18 protein-coding genes and 1 pseudogene are annotated in these 20,339 nt (G+C 72.6%); 11 read left to right on the forward strand and 8 right to left on the reverse strand.

The annotated features are described in order from the left end of the window. Positions 1-404 precede the first annotated feature (404 nt). From C1708_RS34365 to C1708_RS07730, 3 genes are all read left to right on the forward strand, one after another. Positions 405-1,544, forward strand: coding sequence for a hypothetical protein (locus tag C1708_RS34365; protein WP_198602427.1), 1,140 nt, complete (start codon positions 405-407; stop codon positions 1,542-1,544). A gap of 262 nt (positions 1,545-1,806) precedes the next feature. Continuing rightward, entirely contained in the window at positions 1,807-2,460 is a 654-nt protein-coding gene (locus tag C1708_RS07725; RefSeq protein WP_106411952.1) for a hypothetical protein, read from the forward strand. A gap of 116 nt (positions 2,461-2,576) precedes the next feature. After that, complete coding sequence (locus C1708_RS07730) at positions 2,577-3,842, forward strand: DUF6357 family protein (RefSeq protein ID WP_198602428.1); 1,266 nt, start codon at positions 2,577-2,579, stop codon at positions 3,840-3,842. A gap of 71 nt (positions 3,843-3,913) precedes the next feature. Here the strand turns inward: C1708_RS07730 and C1708_RS07735 are convergent, their stop codons facing one another. Further along, on the reverse strand, positions 3,914-4,093 hold the full coding sequence (locus C1708_RS07735) for a DUF397 domain-containing protein (RefSeq protein ID WP_403473607.1): 180 nt from the start codon (positions 4,091-4,093) through the stop codon (positions 3,914-3,916). Between the two features lie 434 nt (positions 4,094-4,527). On the opposite strand from C1708_RS07735, the pseudogene C1708_RS34975 reads away from it, so the two are divergent. Continuing rightward, positions 4,528-4,614: pseudogene (locus C1708_RS34975) on the forward strand (transposase); the annotation flags it as partial. A gap of 744 nt (positions 4,615-5,358) precedes the next feature. Here the strand turns inward: C1708_RS34975 and C1708_RS07755 are convergent. Together C1708_RS07755 and C1708_RS07760 are read right to left on the reverse strand one after the other, a co-directional pair. After that, positions 5,359-5,550, reverse strand: a complete 192-nt coding sequence (locus tag C1708_RS07755) for a DUF397 domain-containing protein (RefSeq protein ID WP_106411955.1) — start codon at positions 5,548-5,550, stop codon at positions 5,359-5,361. Continuing rightward, positions 5,547-6,434: a helix-turn-helix domain-containing protein gene (locus tag C1708_RS07760; protein WP_106411956.1), complete on the reverse strand. Its 888-nt coding sequence runs from the start codon at positions 6,432-6,434 to the stop codon at positions 5,547-5,549. Before C1708_RS07760 ends, C1708_RS07755 begins: the two co-directional genes overlap by 4 nt. A 321-nt stretch (positions 6,435-6,755) precedes the next feature. Between C1708_RS07760 and C1708_RS07765 the strand changes: the two genes are divergently transcribed. Both C1708_RS07765 and C1708_RS07770 read left to right on the forward strand, forming a co-directional pair. Then, the gene (locus C1708_RS07765) at positions 6,756-6,980 is read left to right on the forward strand and encodes a DUF397 domain-containing protein (RefSeq protein WP_106411957.1); all 225 of its coding nucleotides are present in this window, start codon (positions 6,756-6,758) and stop codon (positions 6,978-6,980) included. An 82-nt stretch (positions 6,981-7,062) separates the two neighbouring features. Continuing rightward, positions 7,063-7,530 carry a hypothetical protein gene (locus C1708_RS07770; protein WP_106411958.1) on the forward strand — a complete coding sequence of 156 codons (468 nt, stop codon included), beginning with the start codon at positions 7,063-7,065 and terminating at the stop codon, positions 7,528-7,530. A gap of 40 nt (positions 7,531-7,570) precedes the next feature. Here the strand turns inward: C1708_RS07770 and C1708_RS07775 are convergent, their stop codons facing one another. Next, a complete protein-coding gene (locus C1708_RS07775; RefSeq protein WP_106411959.1) occupies positions 7,571-8,512 on the reverse strand; it encodes a sigma-70 family RNA polymerase sigma factor in 942 nt (313 codons plus the stop codon). A 10-nt stretch (positions 8,513-8,522) separates the two neighbouring features. Next, the gene (locus C1708_RS07780) at positions 8,523-9,731 is read right to left on the reverse strand and encodes an NAD(P)/FAD-dependent oxidoreductase (protein WP_106411960.1); all 1,209 of its coding nucleotides are present in this window, start codon (positions 9,729-9,731) and stop codon (positions 8,523-8,525) included. A 328-nt stretch (positions 9,732-10,059) separates the two neighbouring features. On the opposite strand from C1708_RS07780, the gene C1708_RS07785 reads away from it, so the two are divergent. From C1708_RS07785 to C1708_RS07800, 4 genes are all read left to right on the forward strand, one after another. Then, on the forward strand, positions 10,060-10,512 hold the full coding sequence (locus C1708_RS07785) for an ATP-binding protein (RefSeq protein WP_106411961.1): 453 nt from the start codon (positions 10,060-10,062) through the stop codon (positions 10,510-10,512). 86 nt (positions 10,513-10,598) lie between these two features. Continuing rightward, on the forward strand, positions 10,599-11,003 hold the full coding sequence (locus C1708_RS07790; protein ID WP_106411962.1) for a hypothetical protein: 405 nt from the start codon (positions 10,599-10,601) through the stop codon (positions 11,001-11,003). Between the two features lie 18 nt (positions 11,004-11,021). After that, on the forward strand, positions 11,022-14,639 hold the full coding sequence (locus tag C1708_RS35630; protein WP_106411963.1) for an NACHT domain-containing protein: 3,618 nt from the start codon (positions 11,022-11,024) through the stop codon (positions 14,637-14,639). Between the two features lie 154 nt (positions 14,640-14,793). Beyond that, on the forward strand, positions 14,794-16,713 hold the full coding sequence (locus tag C1708_RS07800; protein ID WP_106416209.1) for an SMI1/KNR4 family protein: 1,920 nt from the start codon (positions 14,794-14,796) through the stop codon (positions 16,711-16,713). Positions 16,714-16,745: 32 nt separating this feature from the next. Here C1708_RS07800 and C1708_RS07805 read toward each other — a convergent pair whose 3' ends face one another. Beyond that, positions 16,746-17,255, reverse strand: a complete 510-nt coding sequence (locus C1708_RS07805; protein WP_106411964.1) for a hypothetical protein — start codon at positions 17,253-17,255, stop codon at positions 16,746-16,748. Positions 17,256-17,454: 199 nt separating this feature from the next. On the opposite strand from C1708_RS07805, the gene C1708_RS07810 reads away from it, so the two are divergent. Continuing rightward, positions 17,455-18,534: a hypothetical protein gene (locus C1708_RS07810; RefSeq protein WP_106411965.1), complete on the forward strand. Its 1,080-nt coding sequence runs from the start codon at positions 17,455-17,457 to the stop codon at positions 18,532-18,534. Between the two features lie 34 nt (positions 18,535-18,568). Here the strand turns inward: C1708_RS07810 and C1708_RS07815 are convergent, their stop codons facing one another. Together C1708_RS07815 and C1708_RS07820 are read right to left on the reverse strand one after the other, a co-directional pair. Beyond that, positions 18,569-19,228, reverse strand: coding sequence for an ABC transporter ATP-binding protein (locus C1708_RS07815; RefSeq protein ID WP_106411966.1), 660 nt, complete (start codon positions 19,226-19,228; stop codon positions 18,569-18,571). Further along, positions 19,221-20,249, reverse strand: coding sequence for an ABC transporter ATP-binding protein (locus C1708_RS07820; protein WP_106416210.1), 1,029 nt, complete (start codon positions 20,247-20,249; stop codon positions 19,221-19,223). The genes C1708_RS07815 and C1708_RS07820 overlap by 8 nt, the downstream gene beginning before the upstream one ends. Positions 20,250-20,339 lie beyond the last annotated feature (90 nt).

The following is a 20,339-nucleotide window of genomic DNA, read 5'->3' on the forward strand; positions in this document are numbered from 1 at the left end:
CTTCTGGTCACGCCGGTCGACCACGTCGGCACACCGGGCCGGTCGCGCGCGTCACAGCCGCTCCCGGTCCTGGCCCCGGTCGATCCCTGCGGTCGTCGCAGGACCGGCTCGTACCGAGTCAAGCGAGCAACCGGGCAGGGGGCATCGGTGAAACCACCGGCCCGGCCGAAGCGTGCGGACGGGGCATGTCCGACGACGGCGCTCCCCCTGTGGATGAGGGCGACCACGGTCGTGCCGGCGCTCATGGTGGTGTGCCCCCGTTGACGGAGCCGTCCGGTCCGGCGGGGTTGATCATCCGGTGTCCGGGCTCCCCGGAAGCCTTACGGCTCCTTGTTTTGCGCCCCGGATCCGCTGGTGTTCCGGGCAAGTCGTCGACGAATGCGCTGTCAGAGGCTGCGCCTAGGGTGGCCGACAAGATCATCGGCAGGATGTGCCGAGGGTTTCCCGAGCGATTCGTTGGAGTTGGCATGCCGTGGTGGAACAGGAGGCCCGGGACGCGGGCCCACTGGGTGCTCGAGCCGTTGATCGGTGTGGGACCGTTGCGGTTCGGGATGAGTCCCGACCAGGTGGCGACGGCTCTGGACGGGGCGGTCGCCCACGTCTCGCAGGGCCTGGGAAGCGGAATCGGCTGGGGCCGTTACGGCGATTGGGGCCTGACCGCGGTGTACGGAGAGGATTCCGGTCTGGTCGCGGTGGCGGTCGACGCCATGGACGGACCTCTGGTGCGGCTGCGGGACGTCGAGCTGATCGCCCGCGTGCCGTCCGAGGTGCGTTCCGACATTCACGACCTCGCACGCCGGGAGGGAGCCTCGGTGCGGGTGAACCGGAGCGGTGACCCCGAGGTGGAGGCATGGGGGGTTTCCATGGGTACCGCTCTGGAACTGGGATTGTCGCCCGAGGGGTACATGCAGCGGCAGGACGCGATGATCACCGATGCCCTGTTCGTCAGCCCCGAACTGGCTGCGGATCCCTATGGGGCCGAACCGGTCATCCGGTGGTGGGACGTTCGCGAGCGGGAGCCGAACGCGGGAGCGTGGCCGGTGAAGACCGAGGGGGAACGGCCGCGTTGGGACTGGACCCCACTGGAGAGCATCGGGCCGCTCAGGTTCGGCATGTCCCCGTCCCAGGTGGCGGCCGCGCTGAACGAGCAGCCGGCCGCCCGTCATGGCCGGTACCCCTACGGAGAGCCGTGGGAAGGCCCCGGCGAGTGGATCCTGCACGGCGACCGCTTCGATACGACCGGTGTGACCGCGCACTACTCCTGCGGACGTGGCTGGCCTCCTGTTCTGGGTGCCGTCACCGTGCACGGCCGCACCGGCCCGCAGGTCGAGTTCGACGGCATCCGACTGATCGGTATGCCGGTCTCCGCTGTGGACGCGGCCTTGACCCAGCATGTCGAAGACAGCGGAAGGCGCCTGGTCATCGGCTGCGACGGAGACCTGGGACCGGGCGGTCTCCAGATGTACGTACGGGCCACCAGGGCCGGCGACGTTGCCGTCAGCGAAGCGCGGTTCTGCGGAGCGGAGTGGGAGGACCACGGCTGACCTGCGAGACGGCTTCCCTGTTCCCGCCCGCTGTGGTGGGCAGCCTTCCCGGTCCGATGCATGCCGGATCCGAACTGCTGGAACGGATCACCGCGCGACGAGCGGAAATGGACGCCGGCCGAGACCGTGCCCTTCTCCAGGAAACCGGTGTCGTCGATGACCAGCACGCCGTCCGGCTCCCCGGGCTTCTCAGAACGTCACATGATCCGCCGGACAGGACCTTAAGCTGCTGGTGGAGTCACCCCATGAACGAAGGACAGCCATGGCCCGCCCGTACACCCCCGGACCCAAGCGGTTCGTCTTCTCCGCCGGTGACGGCGACGACCGACAGGTCCTCGTGGACGACCCTCAGGAAGCCTACGTGGCGTTCTCCGCGTTCTTCCAGGAGCGGGACTCCGACGCCTACACCATCGATGACGAGTCGGCGGGACAGCGGCTGGTACTCATGCCCGGCCGGAGTGTGATCGCCCGGTTCGAGGACGCGGACCCGCCGCGATCGCAGTACCTCAAGGTCGACCGGGGCAATCGCTGCCTTCCGAGCGCCATGCTGTTCTTCGAGAACGGATACGCCGGCCTCGACCACTTCGGCCAGTGGTTCCCCGACCTCGCCGACCTGGACGCACCACCGGAGACGCGCGGCGCCGCCCGCGCCGCCATGTTCACGACGGAAGCAGCGGCGATCGACGAAGTCGCCCGGATCTGGGGAGACTCGGGCATCGTGGACCCGAGCGACCGTTACCACGTCTTCTTCGAGTCGTACGGTCTCGACGAGGACCAGGCCGAACGAGCAGAGCTCCTCGAACTGATCGAGTTCCTCGGCCTCGAACGGGTCGCCCCCCCGGCCGGGGCCGCCGACGGCGAAGTCTGGGTACGCACCGACGCACGCCTGCACGCCGCATGCGCCCAGTGGGCGTGAACGGGGGGGTACGGGACGGGCCGTGACCTCTTCGTGGTACCCGCTGCGCTCGCCGTACTCGCGGTGCTCCCGCGCGACCACGTCCGGTCGGTGCCGCTCCGGAAGGGCCTGAGCCCGTGAAGGACGTCGTGTTCACCCGCAACAGCGGATGGATCCCGAGCGTGATCAGCGAGGACGGCGAACTGAAGCTGATGCTCGGCGCCGGGGCCGACGCCGGCCACCAGCCCCGCACGTTCACGTTCCCCATCGGGGAGGCCCATCTCGCGGTGATCCGGGAGGACCTGCCCAGACACCTGCTGCTGTGGAGTGCGGTCCTTCCGCTGTGCGACGCCGCCGGAACCACGGGCCCGCTCGACGAGAACGCCGCCGTCGCGCTGCTGGACCCGGTTCTCCTCTCCTCCCCCGCGGACGTCGACGCGCTCTTCCGGCACATCCGGTGGGACAGGAGCCGGCTCGTCGCCCATGGGGCCGACATCGGTCTGCTCGACCGCGGACAGGTCTACGCGGCGATGCGCTCGGCGACCGGGACAGCGGACGAGGAACGCGCCCGAGAGCATCACGCGGACCGCCGCCGCGCCGAGCGCGGAGTGGTCCTCGGCCCGCTCGACGCCGCGATTCTGCGGTACACGGGCCAGTACACGCACGAAGCGACGATTCCCCGACGGATGCCCGACGCCGTCGACGCCGCGCTGCTGCCGGAGGTGATGAGGGTGATCGCCACCGCGGAGCGGGCGTGTGCCGGGATGCGGATCGGCGTCGATCCGCGACGGGGGAGACGCGCCACGGACAAACAGGCCTGGGACCGGGTGGCGACGGCGGTCGACACGGCCGTCCGCCGTGCCTACCCCGGGCTCGCCGACGACGCGGTGCGTACGGTGAGCTTCCTGATGTGCTCGGAGACCGCGGACCGCTCCAGGAACGCACCCGAGGAGGACGACCCGGAGGCTGCCGACGACCACGCCGGCCCCGGTGGGAGCGCGAGGAGGACGGTCCTGTCGTTCGCCGACGAGAAAGGGGCCGAGACGAAGTGGCTGAAGGGCGGCCCTCGCGGCGCCTCCGCGGAGTTCTGGCAGTTCGTCGGCGATTGCTCCGCCGCGGACAACCAGGTGTTCGCCATCGAGGACGAGGAGAGGGGCGAGGGGATCCAGCTCCACTTCTACGCGGACTCCATCGCCCGGATCACGACGGTGCGCGAGGGGAAGGACGGGGCGGATCCGGAGTTCAGGGTCGAATACAGCCTGGTCGACGGACTCGACGCGTACCGGACCCTGGTGCACGCTTTCGTCCGCGGCGGATGCGCCGCGCTCGAACCGTACGGTCCGTGGATATCGGACGTCGACGAGTTCGAACGCGCACGCCGAAGGGGGCGCGACGCCGGATAGCGGTGCTTCGGTAGCGAGGTTGAAAGGGCGTGCCGTCCGCTACTTCAGCGGACGGCACGCCCTCACGTCGCTCAGTGCTCCGACGCGAACCGTACGAACTGGCCCCAGCCTTTGCGACCGACGGCGAAGGCGGGGCGGGTCACGTCCTTGGAGTCCCGTACGTGGACGGCCTGTTCGTTGACGGCGACCTCCACGCAGTCGTCGCCCGAGCTACCGCTATAGGTTGACTTGAACCAGGCGAGTTCCGTCATACCGTTCTTCACAGCTCTCCTCGCAGTCGCCCCAGCAGGTTTCGGGAGGTGGTCGAGTCAGGGCTTATGAACGCAGTGTGTCATCGCGCTGGCAGAGCAGGCTTACCTCTTTGGCATCGGAAGTCATCCGCCCGTACTGCTGTCTTTCGGAGTGGGCGAGCTGTTGTCCCATCAGGACGCAATGATCGAATCACCCCACAGGCGCAGGGACAACAACTACCTCCGGGGCCTGCCCTCACTGCGTGGGAAAACTCCGCACGCGCGGGGACGGTTAAGGTCTGGTGCGAAAGCGGATCTCGTTCGCTGATGATCATGTCCTGTGGGACGTGAGGATCCGACGAACGGCCAGTAGGCCCGGCTTGAGCCTCTACTGGCATAGGGCATCAAGCCAGTCCACCCGTAGGTGTGAACGTGGCGGCAGTTGCATAGAAGGCATACGGTGGCGAATGCGAACCGGCGCTCCCTGGCGGGACGTTCCCGAACGATACGGGCCGTGGGGCCGGGTCTATGACCTGTTCCGGCAGCAGAACGGCACCTGAGCAAGGATGCTCACCCAACTCCAAGCCGAGACCGATGCGAAGGGTTCGGGGGCGCTCCTGGCTCAATGCGAGGGAGGAGTCACCCGGCCCATAACCGGCGGCGTCGACTCAAGTAGAGAGCACTGGCCATCTCCAGGACTTGGCTGGAAAATACCTCTTCCTTCCCCTTCGGCTCTGCTTCTATTTTGCACGGCATGTCCGTGCTTGATCCACTTCAGCGCAACGACACTGGAGGCCCGGAGTGCGACGTATCAAGAGTTTCGCCGTAGTTGCCGCAGCAGCGGCAGCCATCACGCTCGCCGGAGCAGGCACAGCAGTTGCCGACACAACTGCTACCAACGGCGGCCTGGCAAGCGCCACTTTCGTGAGCTATGGCGACGTGATCACCGTCACCCACTACAACCATGATCCCGATTTTCCATATCCTGAGTCCTGGGCGGAGTGGTACACCGACTACGGCCGTGAAGACTCGTGTGGGCCCACGAAGAGTTCCATCACGTGCCGTCCAAATGTGGCCGAGGGCCATTACATATACATCCGGGTCTGTACGGACTACAGCTTTATCAACCCCCCGACTTGCGGTGCCTACAAAAGATCTTCGACCTCATAAGACGCCGCGCCCTGGGGCCGGGACGGGAGACCAGCGAACAGAAGAGAACGGGGGCCAGGCCGCACGGTGAGGGCGAACCGTCCGCCACTTCAGCGAACGGCCCGCCCTCAAGTCGCTCAGCGCTCCGACGCGAACCGCACGAACTGACCCCAGCCTTCGCGGCAGACGGCGAAGGCTGGGCGGGTCACGTCCTTGGAGTCCCGGACGTGAACGGCCTGTTCGGCGATCGCGACCTCCACGCAGCTGTCGCCCTCGCTGCCGCTGTAGCTGGACTTGAACCAGGCGAGTTCTGACGTACCGCTGCTCATAGTTCTCCTCGCAGTCGCTCCAACAGGTCCCGGGAGTCGGTGGGATTCAGGGCCTGCGAGCGCAGTGTGTCATAGCGCTGGCACAGCACGATCACCTCTTTCGCGTCGGAGATCAGCCGCCCGTTCCTCTGCCCCTCCGAGTAAGCAAGCCGTCGGCCTTCCGACGTTTCCAGGATCTGCAAGGGCCCATCCAGACACGCGTGCAACCGCGCCTCCACCGGCACCACCTGAAGCGTCACGTTACGCGGAGCCGTGAGCTCAAGGACATGGTCCATCAGCCCACGCATCGCCTCAGCATCCCCGAACTGCCGCCGGAAGACGTGCTCCTCGACGATGAAGCTGAACGGCACCGTGGGCCGTTCCCGCATCGTCACCTGCCGCTCCATCCGCGCGGCGAGCTGCACTTCCAGCTCCTCATCGGTCCGCAGCGGGATCGTGCCCTCGAACACCGCCCGCGCATACCCCTCCGACTGCAACAGCCCCGGCACCAGCCGGCACTCGTACGTGCACAGGCTCACCGCCTCCCGCTCCAGCCGGGCCCATCGCCGGAACCACGCCGCCAGCCCCGCCTCCCCCCGCGTCAGATGCCGTGCGGCCCTCCGCAGCGCGCCCGTGTTGCCCAGCGCCTCCTCCGCGCGCTCCACGAACGCCTCGTCCGGCATGCGGCGTCCCAACTCCACCGACTCGACCGTGTGTTTGGAGTACTGGACGAGGGCGGCCAGCTCGGCCCTGCTGAGCCCGGCGTGTTCCCGCAGCGCCTGGACGAACGCCCCGAACGTCCGCAGGCTGTCCGACGGATGCGGCTCCCGCTCCCACTCCCCCGCCGGAACCGCCCGCGTGCCGGAGCTCCCGGCCGCCTCCCCCTCGACCTCGACCACGTCCATCCGCCGCCCCTTTCCTCGCCTCCGGACCGCGCTCCAGGGCGGCTCCTCACACCGCCCGCGCACCGCTCCAGCCTGACGGATCATCAGACGTACCGTCTACTCTCCGTGTCCGTACGCTGACTCGGCGTACGGGGTGCCAGACTCGTCCCCGCCCCCGTCCGACCGCCACCCTGAGGTCACGGAGAGCCGGAAGGGACCGCCCGCGTCCATCGCTGACCTGCGGAAACGCCTGGACGGCCACCTCCCCTCCCGTGCACTCCCGCCCGCCTTGGGCGGCGGCGGCCGGACCCGGCCGTACCGGACGAGCTGGAAGGTGCAGTCATGCAGAACGGAACCAACCTGTACGCGCTCGACATCAGCGGGGCCTCCTTCACGAAGGCGTGCGGCGGCCCCTGCACCGAGGGGTGCGTGACGCTGGCGCGGATCGGCGAGGACGCCTGGGCGCTGGGCGACAGCAAGCGGCCGGAAGCGCAGCCGCTGCGGTTCACCACGGAGGAGTTGGACGCCGCCGGTATCGACCCGGCGCGCTTCGGCCTCGGCGCCTGATCTCTCCCTCCCCTCCCTTCCCACCGCCGGCCGGACCGGGCCCGCCCGTGTCCGGCCGGCGCTTCTCGAAGCGGGAACAGCCATGCACCACCACGCCTACCTCTGGACCGGCCCGAAGGCGCGCTTCGACGACGAGGCGCTGCGGCGGCCCCCGCACCCCGATCCGCCCCCGGCCGGGGGCAGGCCGGAACTGATCGAGCGCTACCGCCTGGTGGCCGCGGAGTTCCGCACGTCGGACCTCCCGCCGCTGGAGACGGCGTACTGGCTGATCAAGCCCCGCTCGCTGGTGCGGGGCACCTGGGAAGAGGCGAAGGAGGCGGCGGCCTGGCTGGGTGAGCGGCTGGCCGAGTACGCGCCGCGGTTCGCCGCGGAGCACGACCGGGACACCGCGCGCCTGGCCCGGCTGGTGGACGCCGCCGCCGAACGTCTGCACGCGGGCGGCGATGTGTCGTACGGCTGCTATCTCGAACGTCCCTCGTACCTCTCCCTCGCCGTGGTGACGTGCTCCCCGAACCGCGCGGTTCCCGAACTGGCATGCCCGGTGGCGTAGTCGGCGGTCCGGACGCGTCGCCGGATCCCGTGGGCGCCGGTCACCACGCGGCGACGACCGGTGCGTCGCTTCCGTGCCGCCGCCAGGCCTCGTCGAGACGCGCGAGCCGGTCCGCGGCGGCGATGCCGCACAGGGACGCGACCCTGCCGTCCCTGACGTCGAACGCCACGGTGCCCACGACCCGGTCGTCGACCACGGCCAGGACCGCCGGGGAGCCGTTGACCACCGCGATGTGGAACACGGGCGAGCCGCCGGCCAGCCGCCGCTTCACCGGCGTGGGCCTGAACCCCGCCCGCACGTAGGAGGCGACGCGCTCGCGCGTCGTGAACCGCAGCAGCCGCTTGGCCCGCCCTGCAGCGTCCGAGACCGCCGTCACGTCGTCGGTGAGCAGCGCGACCAGCCGCTCGGTGCGCCCCGACGTGGCGGCGGCGAGGAACTCCTCGACGACCCGGCGCGCGGACGCGGGGTCCACCTCCTCGCTGCCGCGGCGGCGCTCGGCGGCGACCCGGACCCGGGCCCGGTGGGCATGCTGCTGGCTCGCGGACTCGGTGACGTCGAGGATCCGGGCGATCTCGGCATGGCTGTACGAGAAGGCCTCGCGCAGGACGTAGACGGCCCGCTCGACCGGTGAGAGGCGCTCCATGAGGGTCAGGACGGCCAGGGACACCGATTCGCGCCGCTCGACGAGGTCGGCGGGGCCGAGCATCGGGTCGCCCTCCAGGAGCGGCTCGGGCAGCCAGGCGCCGGCCGCGCGCTCGTGGCGCGCCTGCGCCGAGCGGAGCCGGTCGAGGCAGAGGTGGGTGACGACCTTGGTCAGCCACGCCTCCGGTACCTCGATCCGTTCGCGGTCCGCGTCCTGCCAGCGCAGGAACGCGTCCTGCACGACGTCCTCGGCGTCGGCGGCCGAGCCGAGCAGGCGGTACGCCAGCGAGGCCAGTCGGCCCCGGCCGGCCTCGAAGCGTTCGACGGCTGCGCTGTCCATGTGCGGCCGCCTAGGCGGCGGCCCTCGCGCCGGTGTGGTCGGACGCACCGGCCGGGTCGGGCACGGTGGCCAGGCGGCGCCTGCGCTTCGGCATGCCGAAGGTCGGGTGAGCGACGCCCCATCCGGCCCCCTTGAGCACGCCCGACTTGATCCGCGCGGCGGTCCGGCCGCCCAGGTACCAGGACTTCGGCCGGACGTCGCCGTCCACCACCTGGATGATCGCGTCCCGCCGCCCGAGACTGATGTGGTTGCCGTGGTACTTCAGGCCGGTGACCGGGATCTCGCCGCCCGTCAGGCGCGCGACGATCGCGGCGGTCGCCTGTGTGGCGGTGGCGCCGGCCGAGGCGCAGGACATCGGCAGCGGCCGGCCCTTCTCGCCGATCGCGTGGGCGCAGTCGCCGGCGGCGTAGACGTCCGGGTGCGAGAGGGAGCGCATGGTGCGGTCGACGACGATCTGCCCGGTTCCGGCGATCTCCAGGCCGCTTGCGGCGGCGAGGGGGTGCACGGCGAACCCGGCCGACCACACGGTCACGTCGGCCGGGACGGACGTGCCGTCGGCGGCGATCACCCGCGTCGGCTCGACGGCTTCGACGGCGGTGTGCGCGTGGACGGTGACGCCGAGCCGGTCGAAGGCCCGGCGCAGGTGACGGCGGGCCTTCGGGGAGAGCCGGGCGCCCGGCTCGCCGCGGGCGGCGAGCGCGACCGAGAGGTCGGGGCGGGACTCGGCGATCTCGGCGGCGGTCTCGATGCCGGTCAGCCCTTCGCCGACGACCAGCACGGTGCCGCCCGCGCGCAGACCGGCCAGGCGTTCACGCAGCCGCAGCGCCGAGGACAGGCCGGTCACGTCGTGGGCGTGCTCGGCCGCGCCGGGGACGCCGTGATGGGCGACGGAACTGCCGAGCGTGTAGAGGAGCGTGTCGTACGCGAGTTCGCCGTCGCCGTCCTCGCCGGTGACGGCGACGGTCCTGTGGTCGGGGTCGACACCGGTGACGCGGGCCAGGCGCAGCCGCACCCCGGTGCCCGCGAACAGGTCGGCGAGCTTGCGGGACCCGATGTCCTGGCCGCTCGCGAGCTGGTGGAGCCGCATCCGCTCGACGAAGTCGGGCGCGGCGTTGACGACGGTGATCTCGGTGTCCGCGGGGGAGAGCCGGCGGGCCAGGTTCCCGGCGGCGAAGGCCCCGGCGTATCCGGCGCCGAGGACGACGATGCGGTGCTTCATGGCGATGCTCCTGCCTGTCTCGTTCGCGTGCCCCTTGAACGGGACGGCGCCCCGGTTCCTGACAGCATTCGAGTGTGACGTGGGTCACCGAACCGGGACGGGCGGCCGGACCCCGGGCGGGCGCCCGGGCCCGTTCCAGGTGGCCACGACGGGGCGACGGCCGATCACGGATCGAGAGGACCCGCCCCCCGGTCGCCACCACACCCGCGCTCCCCGCCCGGCACCGCGGAAGGCCCAGCGCACCGTCCACTCGTCGCATCCGTACGCTCACTCCGCGTACGGGGCGTGGTGCTCCCCTCCGCCCGTCCTCTCCCGCCACGCTGACGCCATGAACCACGCGACATCCCAAGCGGGCTCCTCGGTCGGCGCCTTCACCCAGCTCCTGTCGTCCACGCGGCGCGGCGCCCGTCTCGCGCGACTTCTCGCGGTGACCGAGCTGCGTTCCCGGGGCGTCTCGCAGGACCTCACGGAGCGCGCCGAACTCGTCGTCGCGGAGCTGGCCTCCAACGCCGTGCTGCACGGGCGTGTGCCGGGGCGCTGCTTCCGGCTGACGCTCGCTCTGGACCCGGCCGGCGGCCGCCTCCGCGTCGAGGTCAGCGACGCCCGCGGGGACCTCCGGCCGCTCCCCCGTCCCACGGGCGCCGCACCCGACCCGCTGAGCACCACCGGACGCGGTCTGGCCCTCGTCACCGCCCTCGCCGACCACTGGGACTGCGTCCCCTACCCGCCCAGCGGCAAGACCGTCCGGGCGGTGCTCATCGCGCCGGCCGTCGGGGCATGACCCTGCCGCCGTTACAACAGGCGTGATAAAAGGCCTAGTTGGGGCGTATGGTCGTACTCCCTGAGGGTGCGGGGAAGGGGAGACGCGTGGAACCCGTGGCAGCGGAGCTTCTCATGGCCCTGGCGAGCGGGACCGCCGGGGCCGCCGGACAGAACCTGTGGGAGCGGCTGCGCTCCCTCGCGCAGCGGTCCCCCGCCCGGGAGCCCGACGCCGGACAGGGGGACGGCGAGGCGGCGGTGGGCGAGTTGGTCACGGCCCTGGACGAGGACGCCTCCGACGAGGAGCGTGCCGCCCGGCTGGCCGAGGGTCTCGCCCTGCGCGCCCGCCAGGACCCGGCGTTCGCCGAGGCCCTCGCACTGTGGCGGCGGGAGGCGGAACAGCTGCCCGGCGCGTCGAGCGGCGGGGGCGCCCAGCACCAGGAGATCTCGGGGGGCACCCAGCACAACGTCGTCTTCACCCGCGACGTCCACGGTTCGATCAACCTGGGCTGACGGAGGGGAAGCGGGGGCGTGGCGGGCGGCGAGGGGAGCCGGACGACCGGCGGCGACGGCTTGCACCAGGAGATCTCCGGAGGCACCCAGCACAACGTCGTCTTCGCCCAGGTCGTCGAGAACGTCACCCTGCACGGGGAGAGCGGCCTGCACGCGGTGCGCGGTGCCGGCGCTCCCGGCCCCGGTCGTGGCCCCGGCGCGGCCGTCCTGCCGTACGCCGTCGCTCTGCTCGGGGTGTTCCTGCTCCTCGCCCGCCCCGAACTCCCGCTTCCCGCGCGGATCGACCCGGGGCCGGTGGTGGTCGGCTGGCTGCTCCTCGCGGGTGCGGGCGGACACGCCGTGTGGTTCCGGGCACGCAGGAAGCGGGCTCTCCGGCGCCAGGCCGCCTGGCGCACCCGGCGCACCCTCGACCGCGTCGCCGAGGCGCTCGCGGAGAGCCTGGCCGTCCGCTACGACGAGGACGAACGCCTGACGAGGCTCAACGATCCCTCCCCGCTGGACGTGACCTGGACGACCCTGACGCCGTGGGCGGAGGGAGCGGGACGGGAGGGTGCCGGCGCGGAGGGAGGACCCCCGCCGGCACTCCTCGTCCCGCAGGACATCGTCGACTACTACACCGCCACCCCCGCCCGCCGTCTGGTCGTCCTCGGCGGCGCCGGCGCCGGCAAGTCCGTGATCGTCCTGCGTCTGGCCCACGCCCTGCTGCGACGCCGGGCCTCCGGCTCCGGCGACCCGGTGCCGGTGGTCGTGTCGCTGGCGTCCTGGGACCCGGGCCAGGGCCTGTTGCGCTGGATGGCGGATCAGCTCGCCGAAGCGCACCCGGAGGCGTGCACCCCGATGCCCGGAGCGCCCCCGGCGGACGTCGCCTTCGACCTCCTCCTCACCGGCCGGGTCCTGCCGGTGCTCGACGGTTTCGACGAACTCCCGGGGAACCGGCGGGCCGCCGCCCTCCGTCAGATCGGCGAGACCCTGCGCGGCCGCCGGCCCTTCGTGCTGGCCAGCCGCGAACCCGAGTACCGCCGGCACGTGCCTGACCAGCAGGACTTCGAGCGCACCGAGATCCGGCTGAGCCCGCTCGGCGACGCGACCGTGCGGGCGTACCTCAGCCCCGGTCAGGGGCCCACCCGCTGGACACCGGTCCTGGACCGGATCGCCGGCGGTTCCTCCGCCGCGCCGCCCGAGGTACGGCGGCTGAGGCGGGTGCTGTCCGTTCCGCTGATGGTGGGGCTGGCCCGGGTCGCGTACGCCCGCGGCGGCGCCGATCCCTCGGAACTGCTGGAGCCGGATGCGTTCGGGTCCCGCGCCGACATCGAGCGCCATCTGTACGACGCGTTCCTGGACGCCGTCTACAGCTCCTCGCACGACATCCAGGCGGCGCACGGCGGCTGGTCGCCCCAACAGGCGCGCGCCTGGATCGGTTTCCTCGCCGCCCGGATGCGGGCGGCGAACGAACAGGACCTCGCCTGGTGGCGTCTGGACCGGACCCTGCCCCGGTTCGTCTCCGTGCTCGTCCTGGTGCCGGCGCTCGTCGCCGGCTCGCTGTCGGTCGCGGTCCTCGCCCCCGGGCTGCCGTGGTGGCGGCAGTGGCTGCCGCTGCTGTCCGTGCCCGGCGCGTACGTGATGCTCTGCGGGCTGGCGCTCGTCGCGGAGGCGGCCGTTCGCACCACCGGGCGGCAGGAGCCGCCGCGCAGGCTGCACCGGCCCGCCCGCGAGGACGTCCGGGGCGCGTTCGCGCCGTGGACGGAGCGGATCCGGGCGGCCCTGGCCGTCCTCACGATCGCCGCCACGATGGCGGCCGTCGTCCGCTGGGAGGAATGGTTGTTCTACCTCTCCCCGCTCTCCGGCGCGGTGGTGTGGTGGTACGGGCCCCGGGTCCTGAGGTACGTGTGGCGCAGTGCCGATCCGGCCGTGGCCGACAGCCCGGCCGCCCTGCTGCGGGCGGACCGGCGCAGCGTGCTCGCCCTGGGCTGGTTCGTCCCGCTCCGCCTGGACAACGAGGCGACACCGGTGCGGTACGTGCTCCCCCTGCCGCCTCTGATGCTGCTCGTCTGGCAGGTCGTGGGAGGCGGCAGGGACGTCGTCACCGCGCGCGACTGGGTGCTGATGGCCGTGGCGACGCCGGTGTCCTGGCTGCTGTTCGCCTTCGGCGCGTCCGCGTGGGGCGGGTTCACCCTGGCCCGCCTGTACTTCTGGGCCACCGGCCGGCTTCCCTGGCGTCTCCTCCCCTTCCTGGAGGACGCGCACGCCCGCGGGGTGCTGCGGCAGGCCGGCGGCGTCTACCGGTTCCGGCACATCGAGCTGCGGAACCGTCTCGCCCGCGGTGTGCCGGCCGAGGCGGTCGCGCGGCCCCGGGCCGCACCGGGGCGGGTTCGCCGGGCCGTGGCCGAGGTGCTCGTCGTCGCGGCCTCGGCCGGACCGCTGGCGGTGGGCTCCGGAGCGATGGTCGGCGAGCGCGTGCCGTGGCCGGTCCGCTCGCTGCCCGCCGCCTGCGCCCTTCTCGACGCGGCGGACGTGGCCCGGCTGATGCGGGACCCGGCCCGGGTGGACGGGGACGACGACGCTTCGTGCTCGGCGGGAGAGCAGGCGCCGTTCAGCCGCAACGTGGCCATCGGCGTCAGCCGGGTCCTGCTCGCCGGCGACGGCGTCACGGTCAGCGGGACCGAGGTGGCCCAGCTCCATTACGGACAGCTCCGCGCCGGCGCGCCGAACGCCGGGGAGGAGGGCGTGTCGGCCAGGGGCTTCCACCGGGATCTCAGCGGCCTCGGCCACGAGGCGTACCTGTCCGTCTGGCCCGGCTTGGCCGGCTCCTCCCCCCGCGTGGAGAGGCTGATGACGGCCAGGGTCGGCGTGCGGGTCGGCAACGCCCTGGTCCAGCTCGACTACGGCGAGGAGTTCGCCTCGTCCGACCGCGTGGCCGAGATCGCCCAGATCCTGGCCCGGAAGGCGCTCCGCCGGGCCGGCCTCGCCGGGATGCGCCCCCGCGAGGGGGACCCGAAGCCCCTGTCCCGGGGCACCACCGTGGCGGCCGTCGACCGGCCGCTCACCTCCGTCACCCCGCCGTCGGCCGTGCCCGCCGAGGACAACCGCTTCACGTACTACAACTGGCGGGCCACCGGTTCGGTGGACGGCGCGACCTGGCGGGACGACGAGCGCTCCTACCTCTGGAAGCTGCACTCCGTCCCCTTCACCTTCCGCGCGCCCAAGCACATGGACTGTCAGTACGACAGCGGCGTCACCGACGGTCCGAGCGCGTACACGTGCCCGGCGGTGCCGGACCTCGTCAAGGCCGGCCTGCTCCCCGACCTGCGCCTGGAGATCCGGAGCGAGCGGTGCGGGGCGTACTGCGGCGACAAGGAGACGGCCGCGTTCCTGCGCGCCGTCCCCGACGACGCCACCACCCCGTGGAAGAAGCACGAGGAAACCACGTACTACGCGGCCGGCCCGGTCGGTGACGGCCGATACCGCATGGCCATGAAGCGGTACTGGGCCTGGCGGTACAAGGACGGAGGAGCTCAGCAGTCCTACCTGTTGTGGGTGCGCGTCGAGGTGCCGTCCGAGCACCGCGCACTGGCGCAGAAGATCGTCAACGACATGTACGCGCAGACGGGCGCCGGCGAGATCATGCAATTCGACTGATCCCGTCCTGACCGGACGGGACGTGGGCGACGCCGTGCCCGAGGAGCAGGGCCGGACACGGGAGCGCCCGGCCGTCCGACTCGCGTCCCCGCCTGTCACCGCCGGACGGGACTCCGGAGGCGGCGGTGTCAGTGGGGGCTGTCACCATCGGCGGGTGAGCGACAACGGGTTCGACTGGCGGACGTTCCTTCGGCGTTGGCGGGACGAGTGGGTGCCGAGCGAGGACGAGGCGATGGAGCTGGCGGAGGGGGAGACGACCCTCGCCGAGCTGAGGCCGGAGGAACCCCCGGCGTCCGAGGCGGAGGTGGCCGACGCCGAGCGGCGTCTGGGCACCCGGCTGCCTCCGTCCTACCGGGAGTTCCTCCTGGCCGGCAACGGCTGGCGGCTGCACGACGATTCGGTCCACCGGCTGGGGGCGGCGCACGAGATCGGCTGGTTCGGGGATCCGTTCGACATGACGCCGCTCTACCGGAGCAGCCTGCACGAGCGGTCGACCGAGCAGGAGGTGCTGGCGGCCGGGATGTGGGAGCGGGCCCTGCAGCTGGAGACCGACTCCGACATGTCCTACGTGCTGCTGGACCCGGGCGACACCGACGAGGACGGCGAGTGGGCCCTCTACGTCTACAAGGGGTGGAGCGGCGAGTACCCGGCCCGCTATCCGTCGTTCCGCGCCTACATGCAGCGCAGGTACGAGTCCTTCCACGCCGACCGGGCGCAGCTTCCGGACTTCGTGAACGACACCACCCGCGCCCTGGACGCCGACGTCGAGCGGGCGCGGGAGGACGCGCTGGGCGGGAGGTGGGAGGCCGCGCGGGACCTGCTGACTGTCGCGCGGCGCTACGGACGGCCGGGAGCCTGGGGCATGCTGCAACAGCTCGACACGACGGCGCGGGGCGCCGGGTACGGGAACGTGCACTTCGGCGGGCTCGTCGACGATCCGCGGTGCGTGGACGACCTGGTGCCCGTGATGGCCCTCGCCCATGTGCGGGACGGCCGCTTCCCTGGTCCCGCCCGCCCGTTCGTGCTGGGCGCCGAGACCGACGACGTGGTCCGGGCGGCAGCCGACGACATCCTCGCCCGGGTACGCGACGGCTCCTACCGTTACGCGCCGGACGGCGCCTTCGGACGGGCGGTCGCCGAGGCGAGGGAGGCCGCGCGGTGGGGTGACACGGACACCGCGTGGCGGGTCGTCCGCGCCGCGCTGCCGTCCTGGTCGCCGCCCGCGCCGGGCCTGCTGGTGCCGCTCGGCCTGCTGGCCGACCCGGTCCTGGGGCCGGTGGTGACGCGGGAGCGGGGGCTGGAGCTGCTGTCCACGCCCCGGGCCGGCCGTACGGGCCCGGTGCCCGAACCGGTGCCTGACCTGGATCCGCCGGGGCTGAGCTGGCTGGCGGAGCCCCAGCGGTGGAACGCCCCGCACGGCTCCTACCGGTGTCTGTGGGTGGAGGGCGCGGAGCCGGAGGCGCTGCCCGGCCTGGTCGGGCAGGACGGGGGCGCGGGCCTGACCGCTCCGCCCAGCCGTCCCGCCGGGTGGTTCCCCCACGACGTCGGCGACGCCAGGCGGCGGGACGGCTGGGCGCTGTGGGAGGACCGGGCCGTGCTGGCGGTGGGGCGGACGGGCTCCGGGTGGGCGTTCGGCTTCGACACGGCCCCGCGGGTGTCGGGGCCGGGGCCCCTCTTCGTCTCCCCGGCCGCCGGCGCCTCGCACGGCGGCCGGGCGGTGGTGCTGTGGGCACGCCGCGGTCGCGGCGACGCTCCGGTGATGTTCCACCTGTCGGTCGCCGAGCGGGGGAAGGAGCTGTACGCGTACACGCTGCACGGCACGGACGTCGAGCGCTCGGGGCCGGTGCCCCGGGCCCTCGACCCGGAACACGTCCTGCGCGGCGTCGACGACGCGGACCGTGAGCGGCGCCTGCTGGCCGCCGTGCAGGACGTGTTCGGCCTGTCCCTTCCCCGGCACGCCCTGGCCGAGGGCATCCTGCCGCACCTGACCACGCGGTCCTGGAACCGTGCGCCCCGGGAGGGGGAGGGCTTCACGTACGTCACGGTCAGCACCGGCCGGGGAGGCCGGCGGTGACCCCGGCCGGTGACGCCCCCGGCCGGGGCGGGTCACGCGGCCTCGTGGATCACCAGCTTGAACTCCGCCAGGACGATCTTGCGGGCCACGGTGTCGTCGTGGGTGGCGCGTACGGCGAGGGGGACGGACGGGTCGACGAAGATGCCCCAGCTCTTGGTCCAGCACTGCATGCCGGGGCTGGGCGGGCGGTGTTCCGTGGCCGTGGTGTCGTTGGGGTTCGGGGTGAGGCCGAGCGGGTCGCGGACGAACTGGTCGCGGAGTTCGTCGTACCCTCCGGCCTCCCACTGGATCATCGCGTACAGGGTGCCCCAGCCGGCGGCGCTCGGCCATATCAGGCCGGAGCGGGGGTCGGAGTCCCAGTCGGTGACGACGTGACCGTCCGGCTGGTCGACCTGGTGCATGGCGAAGCGGTCGCTGGACTCGGCGGACCCGAACGGGAACCGGATGACCGTGTACGGGCTGTTCGCCGGGATCGTCTGCGGGGTGTCCCGTTTGAGGGAGCAGACCTGGACGCCTCCGGCGGCCGTCGTGTGAGTGGACATGGTCCGGTTCTTCCCAGCGGGTGGGCCGGTGAGTCGCGTCCGCGCCCGCCCGCGGGGCCTGTTCGCCGGTGAACTTACTTACGTCATACAACCGTTCTAACTGGTCGGGCGTCTCCTTTGACGACCGCACCGGTCGCTTGACAAGGAGATCGTCATTTTTGCGCTGCGCAAGACCCTGACCACCACCGCCGTCGCCGGCATGGTCCTCGCCGGCACCGCCGCCTGCGGGACCGTGGAGAACCTGTCCGCCGGACAGAAGCTGGACAACGCCTTCGAGAAGCTCGGTGAGGAGCGTTCGCTCGCCTTCGAGCTGGACCTCGACACCGACGTCGCCTCCCTGAAGGCGCTGGACGCCGAGGCGTCGGCGCCGGGCGAGGAGATGACCGACGAGGTCGCCGAGCTGCTCGCCGAGGCGAGGATCAGCGTCTCCGTGCACTCGAAGAAGCCGATCAAGAAGTCCGGGGAGAAGGACTTCACCGCGATGGCGATGAAGGTCAGCGGCCCGGACGGCGCCCTCCTCGAGTACCGGCTGGTCGGCGACTACCTCTACGTCCGCCTCGACGCCGCGGCGCTCGCGGAGATGTCGGGCAGCCCGCTGCCGCCGGCCAGTGAACTGCCGGCCGATGCGGGCGCGTTCAAGAAGCTCCTCGCCGGTGAGTGGATCAAGGTCTCCCAGAAGGAGATCGAAGAGACCAGGGACGGCCTGTCCGGGGCGCAGGGCCCCGGCGGCGAGGAGCCCTCCGCCGAGCCCAGCCTCGACGCCACGACGCAGAAGAAGCTGACGGACGCGCTGAAGAAGGCCGTCGCCGAGCAGGTCGACCTCACCACCTCCGACGGTCCGGACGGCACCGAGCGCATCACGGCGACCGCGCCGTTCCGCACCCTGCTGACCGAGCTGTTCGACGCGATGCGGCCGCTGCAGAAGGAGCTGCCGGGCGGCGACGAGATGCCCACCGCCAAGGACTTCAAGGACGTTCCGAACAAGAAGGTCAGCGCCGACTTCACCCTGAAGAACGGCGAGCTGACCGAGGTGTCCGTCGACCTCGCCGAGCTGGCGGAGAAGGCGAAGGTCAAGAAGCTGGCGCTGGTGCTGCGCGTCAGCGAGGGCGAGAAGCCCGAGGCGCCCGCCGGGGCGACCGAGCTGCGCCTCGAGGAACTGATGGGTGACATCCTCTCCGGCACCCTCGGCGGTGGTCCCGCGGGCGAGGAGTTCGCGGACGAGGAGTTCGGGGACGCCCCGTTCGAGGAGGCGGACCTCACCGGCGACGTCCAGCTGTGACCCGTTCCCCGGGAGGCGGGTCCGGGCCCGGGCGTCAGCCCGCGGCCACCGCCTCCCAGGGGACCGTACGGTCGCACCAGCGGTTCAGCAGGGTGCGGTCGTGGCCGACCGACAGCAGTCCCGCGCCCGTCGCCGCGCGGTAGTCCTCGACGACGCGCACCAGCGCGGCCGTGGTCGACGCGTCGAGCATCGCCGTCATCTCGTCGCACACCAGCCAGCGCGGCTCCAGGGCCAACGCCCGTGCCAGGCAGGCGCGTTGCAGCTGCCCGTCGCTGACCTCGTGGGGGCGGCGGCCGAGCAGGTCCGGGGTGAGGCCCACGGTGTCGGCCAGTTCCGCCACGCGGTCCGCGGCCGAGGCGCGCCGGCCGGTCGCCCGCAGGGGTTCCGCAATCAGGTCGGCCAGGCGCAGCCGGGGGTCGGCGGCGAGGCGGGGCTGCTGGAAGACCACGCCGATCGCGGTGCGCTGCCCCCGGGGGGCGCGGTGCCGGAAGCCGCGGACGGGCGTGCCGTCGAGGACGACCTCGCCGGCGTCCGGGCGGTGCAGCAGGGCGGCGACCCGGGCGAGGGTGGACTTGCCGCAGCCGCTCGGGCCGAGCAGGCCCACCGCCTCGCCCGGGGCGACGGTGAGGTCGGCGTCGCGGACGACGGGGGCGCGGCGGTCGTAGCCGGCGGTGACGGCGCGCAGCTCAAGCACGGATGTCCTCCGGGGTGCGGGCCGCCTCGGCGACGTCGGCGGGGGCCTGCACCGGGTGGTGGCAGGCGACCGACGCCGTGAAGGGCGGGAGGGCCGCGCAGGCGTCCGTGGCGCGGTCGCATCGGGGGGCGAAGGCGCAGCCCTCGGGGAGGCTGCCCAGTTCGGGGGGCAGGCCGGGGATGGGCGTGAAGGACCGTTCGGGGAGGGCTTCCAGCAGGCCGCGGCTGTAGGGGTGGCGGGGGCCCGGGGCGCCGAAGAAGGCGTCCGCGTCGGTCAGTTCGACGATGCGGCCCGCGTACATGACCGCGACGCGGTCGGCGATGCGCTGGGCGGCGGCCAGGTCGTGGGTGATCATCAGCAGGGCGTGGCCGTCGTCCACGTGGCGGCGCAGTTCGTCGACCGTGCGGTCCACCAGGTCGCGGTCCAGGCCGGTGGTCGGTTCGTCCGCGAGCAGCAGCGGCGCCTCGCCGATCAGCGCGAGGGCGGTCGCGGCGCGCTGGGCCAGGCCGCCGGACAGTTCGTGCGGGTGCCGGTCGAGGTGGTCCACGGGGAACTCGGCCCGCTCGGCGGCCCGTTCGGCGGCCTCGCGGCGGGCGGCACGGCCGCGGGCGCCGGTGAGGCGGGCGACCGTCTCCTCGATGTGGGCGCGGATGGTGCGCACCGGGGTGAGGTGCGCCGCCGGGGACTGCGGGACCAGGCCGACACGGCGTCCGCGCACGGTGCGGGCGAGGGTCCGCTCGTCGGCCGTGAGCAGGTCGAGGTCGCCCAGGTGGGCGTGGCCCGCGGTGCGTGCGTTGGCCGGGAGCAGGCCGAGCAGGGCGGACGCCAGCACGGACTTGCCGCAGCCGCTCTCCCCGATCAGTGCGAGGCACTCCCCCGGTGCGACGTCGAACGAGGCGTCGGACACGGCGGCGACGCGGCGGCCGCCGGGCAGCAGGAAGCGGACGGAGAGGCCGCGGACGGAGAGGAGGGGGGCCGCCTCCTTCCCCGCCGGGACAGCAGCGGATTCGGCCGCCGGCAGGACGGACGCGGATTCGGCCGTCGGCAGGACGGACGCGGGTCCGGCCGTCGACGGGCCGGTCTTCCGCAAGGACTGCGCCGGTGTCACGGC

Origin of the sequence: Streptomyces sp. DH-12 (assembly GCF_002899455.1) — a bacterium.
In the GTDB taxonomy this organism is placed as follows: Bacteria; Actinomycetota; Actinomycetes; order Streptomycetales; family Streptomycetaceae; genus Streptomyces.

Excerpts from the sequence above, each read along its gene's own strand:
- C1708_RS07725 (WP_106411952.1), top strand. The coding sequence starts at position 1,807 with ATGGCCCGCCCGTACACCCCCGGACCCAAGCGGTTCGTCTTCTCCGCC.
- C1708_RS07735 (WP_403473607.1), bottom strand. The coding sequence starts at position 4,093 with ATGACGGAACTCGCCTGGTTCAAGTCAACCTATAGCGGTAGCTCGGGC.
- C1708_RS07755 (WP_106411955.1), bottom strand. The coding sequence starts at position 5,550 with ATGAGCAGCGGTACGTCAGAACTCGCCTGGTTCAAGTCCAGCTACAGC.
- C1708_RS07760 (WP_106411956.1), bottom strand. The coding sequence starts at position 6,434 with ATGGACGTGGTCGAGGTCGAGGGGGAGGCGGCCGGGAGCTCCGGCACG.
- C1708_RS07765 (WP_106411957.1), top strand. The coding sequence starts at position 6,756 with ATGCAGAACGGAACCAACCTGTACGCGCTCGACATCAGCGGGGCCTCC.
- C1708_RS07770 (WP_106411958.1), top strand. The coding sequence starts at position 7,063 with ATGCACCACCACGCCTACCTCTGGACCGGCCCGAAGGCGCGCTTCGAC.
- C1708_RS07775 (WP_106411959.1), bottom strand. The coding sequence starts at position 8,512 with ATGGACAGCGCAGCCGTCGAACGCTTCGAGGCCGGCCGGGGCCGACTG.
- C1708_RS07780 (WP_106411960.1), bottom strand. The coding sequence starts at position 9,731 with ATGAAGCACCGCATCGTCGTCCTCGGCGCCGGATACGCCGGGGCCTTC.
- C1708_RS07785 (WP_106411961.1), top strand. The coding sequence starts at position 10,060 with ATGAACCACGCGACATCCCAAGCGGGCTCCTCGGTCGGCGCCTTCACC.
- C1708_RS07805 (WP_106411964.1), bottom strand. The coding sequence starts at position 17,255 with ATGTCCACTCACACGACGGCCGCCGGAGGCGTCCAGGTCTGCTCCCTC.
- C1708_RS07810 (WP_106411965.1), top strand. The coding sequence starts at position 17,455 with ATGGTCCTCGCCGGCACCGCCGCCTGCGGGACCGTGGAGAACCTGTCC.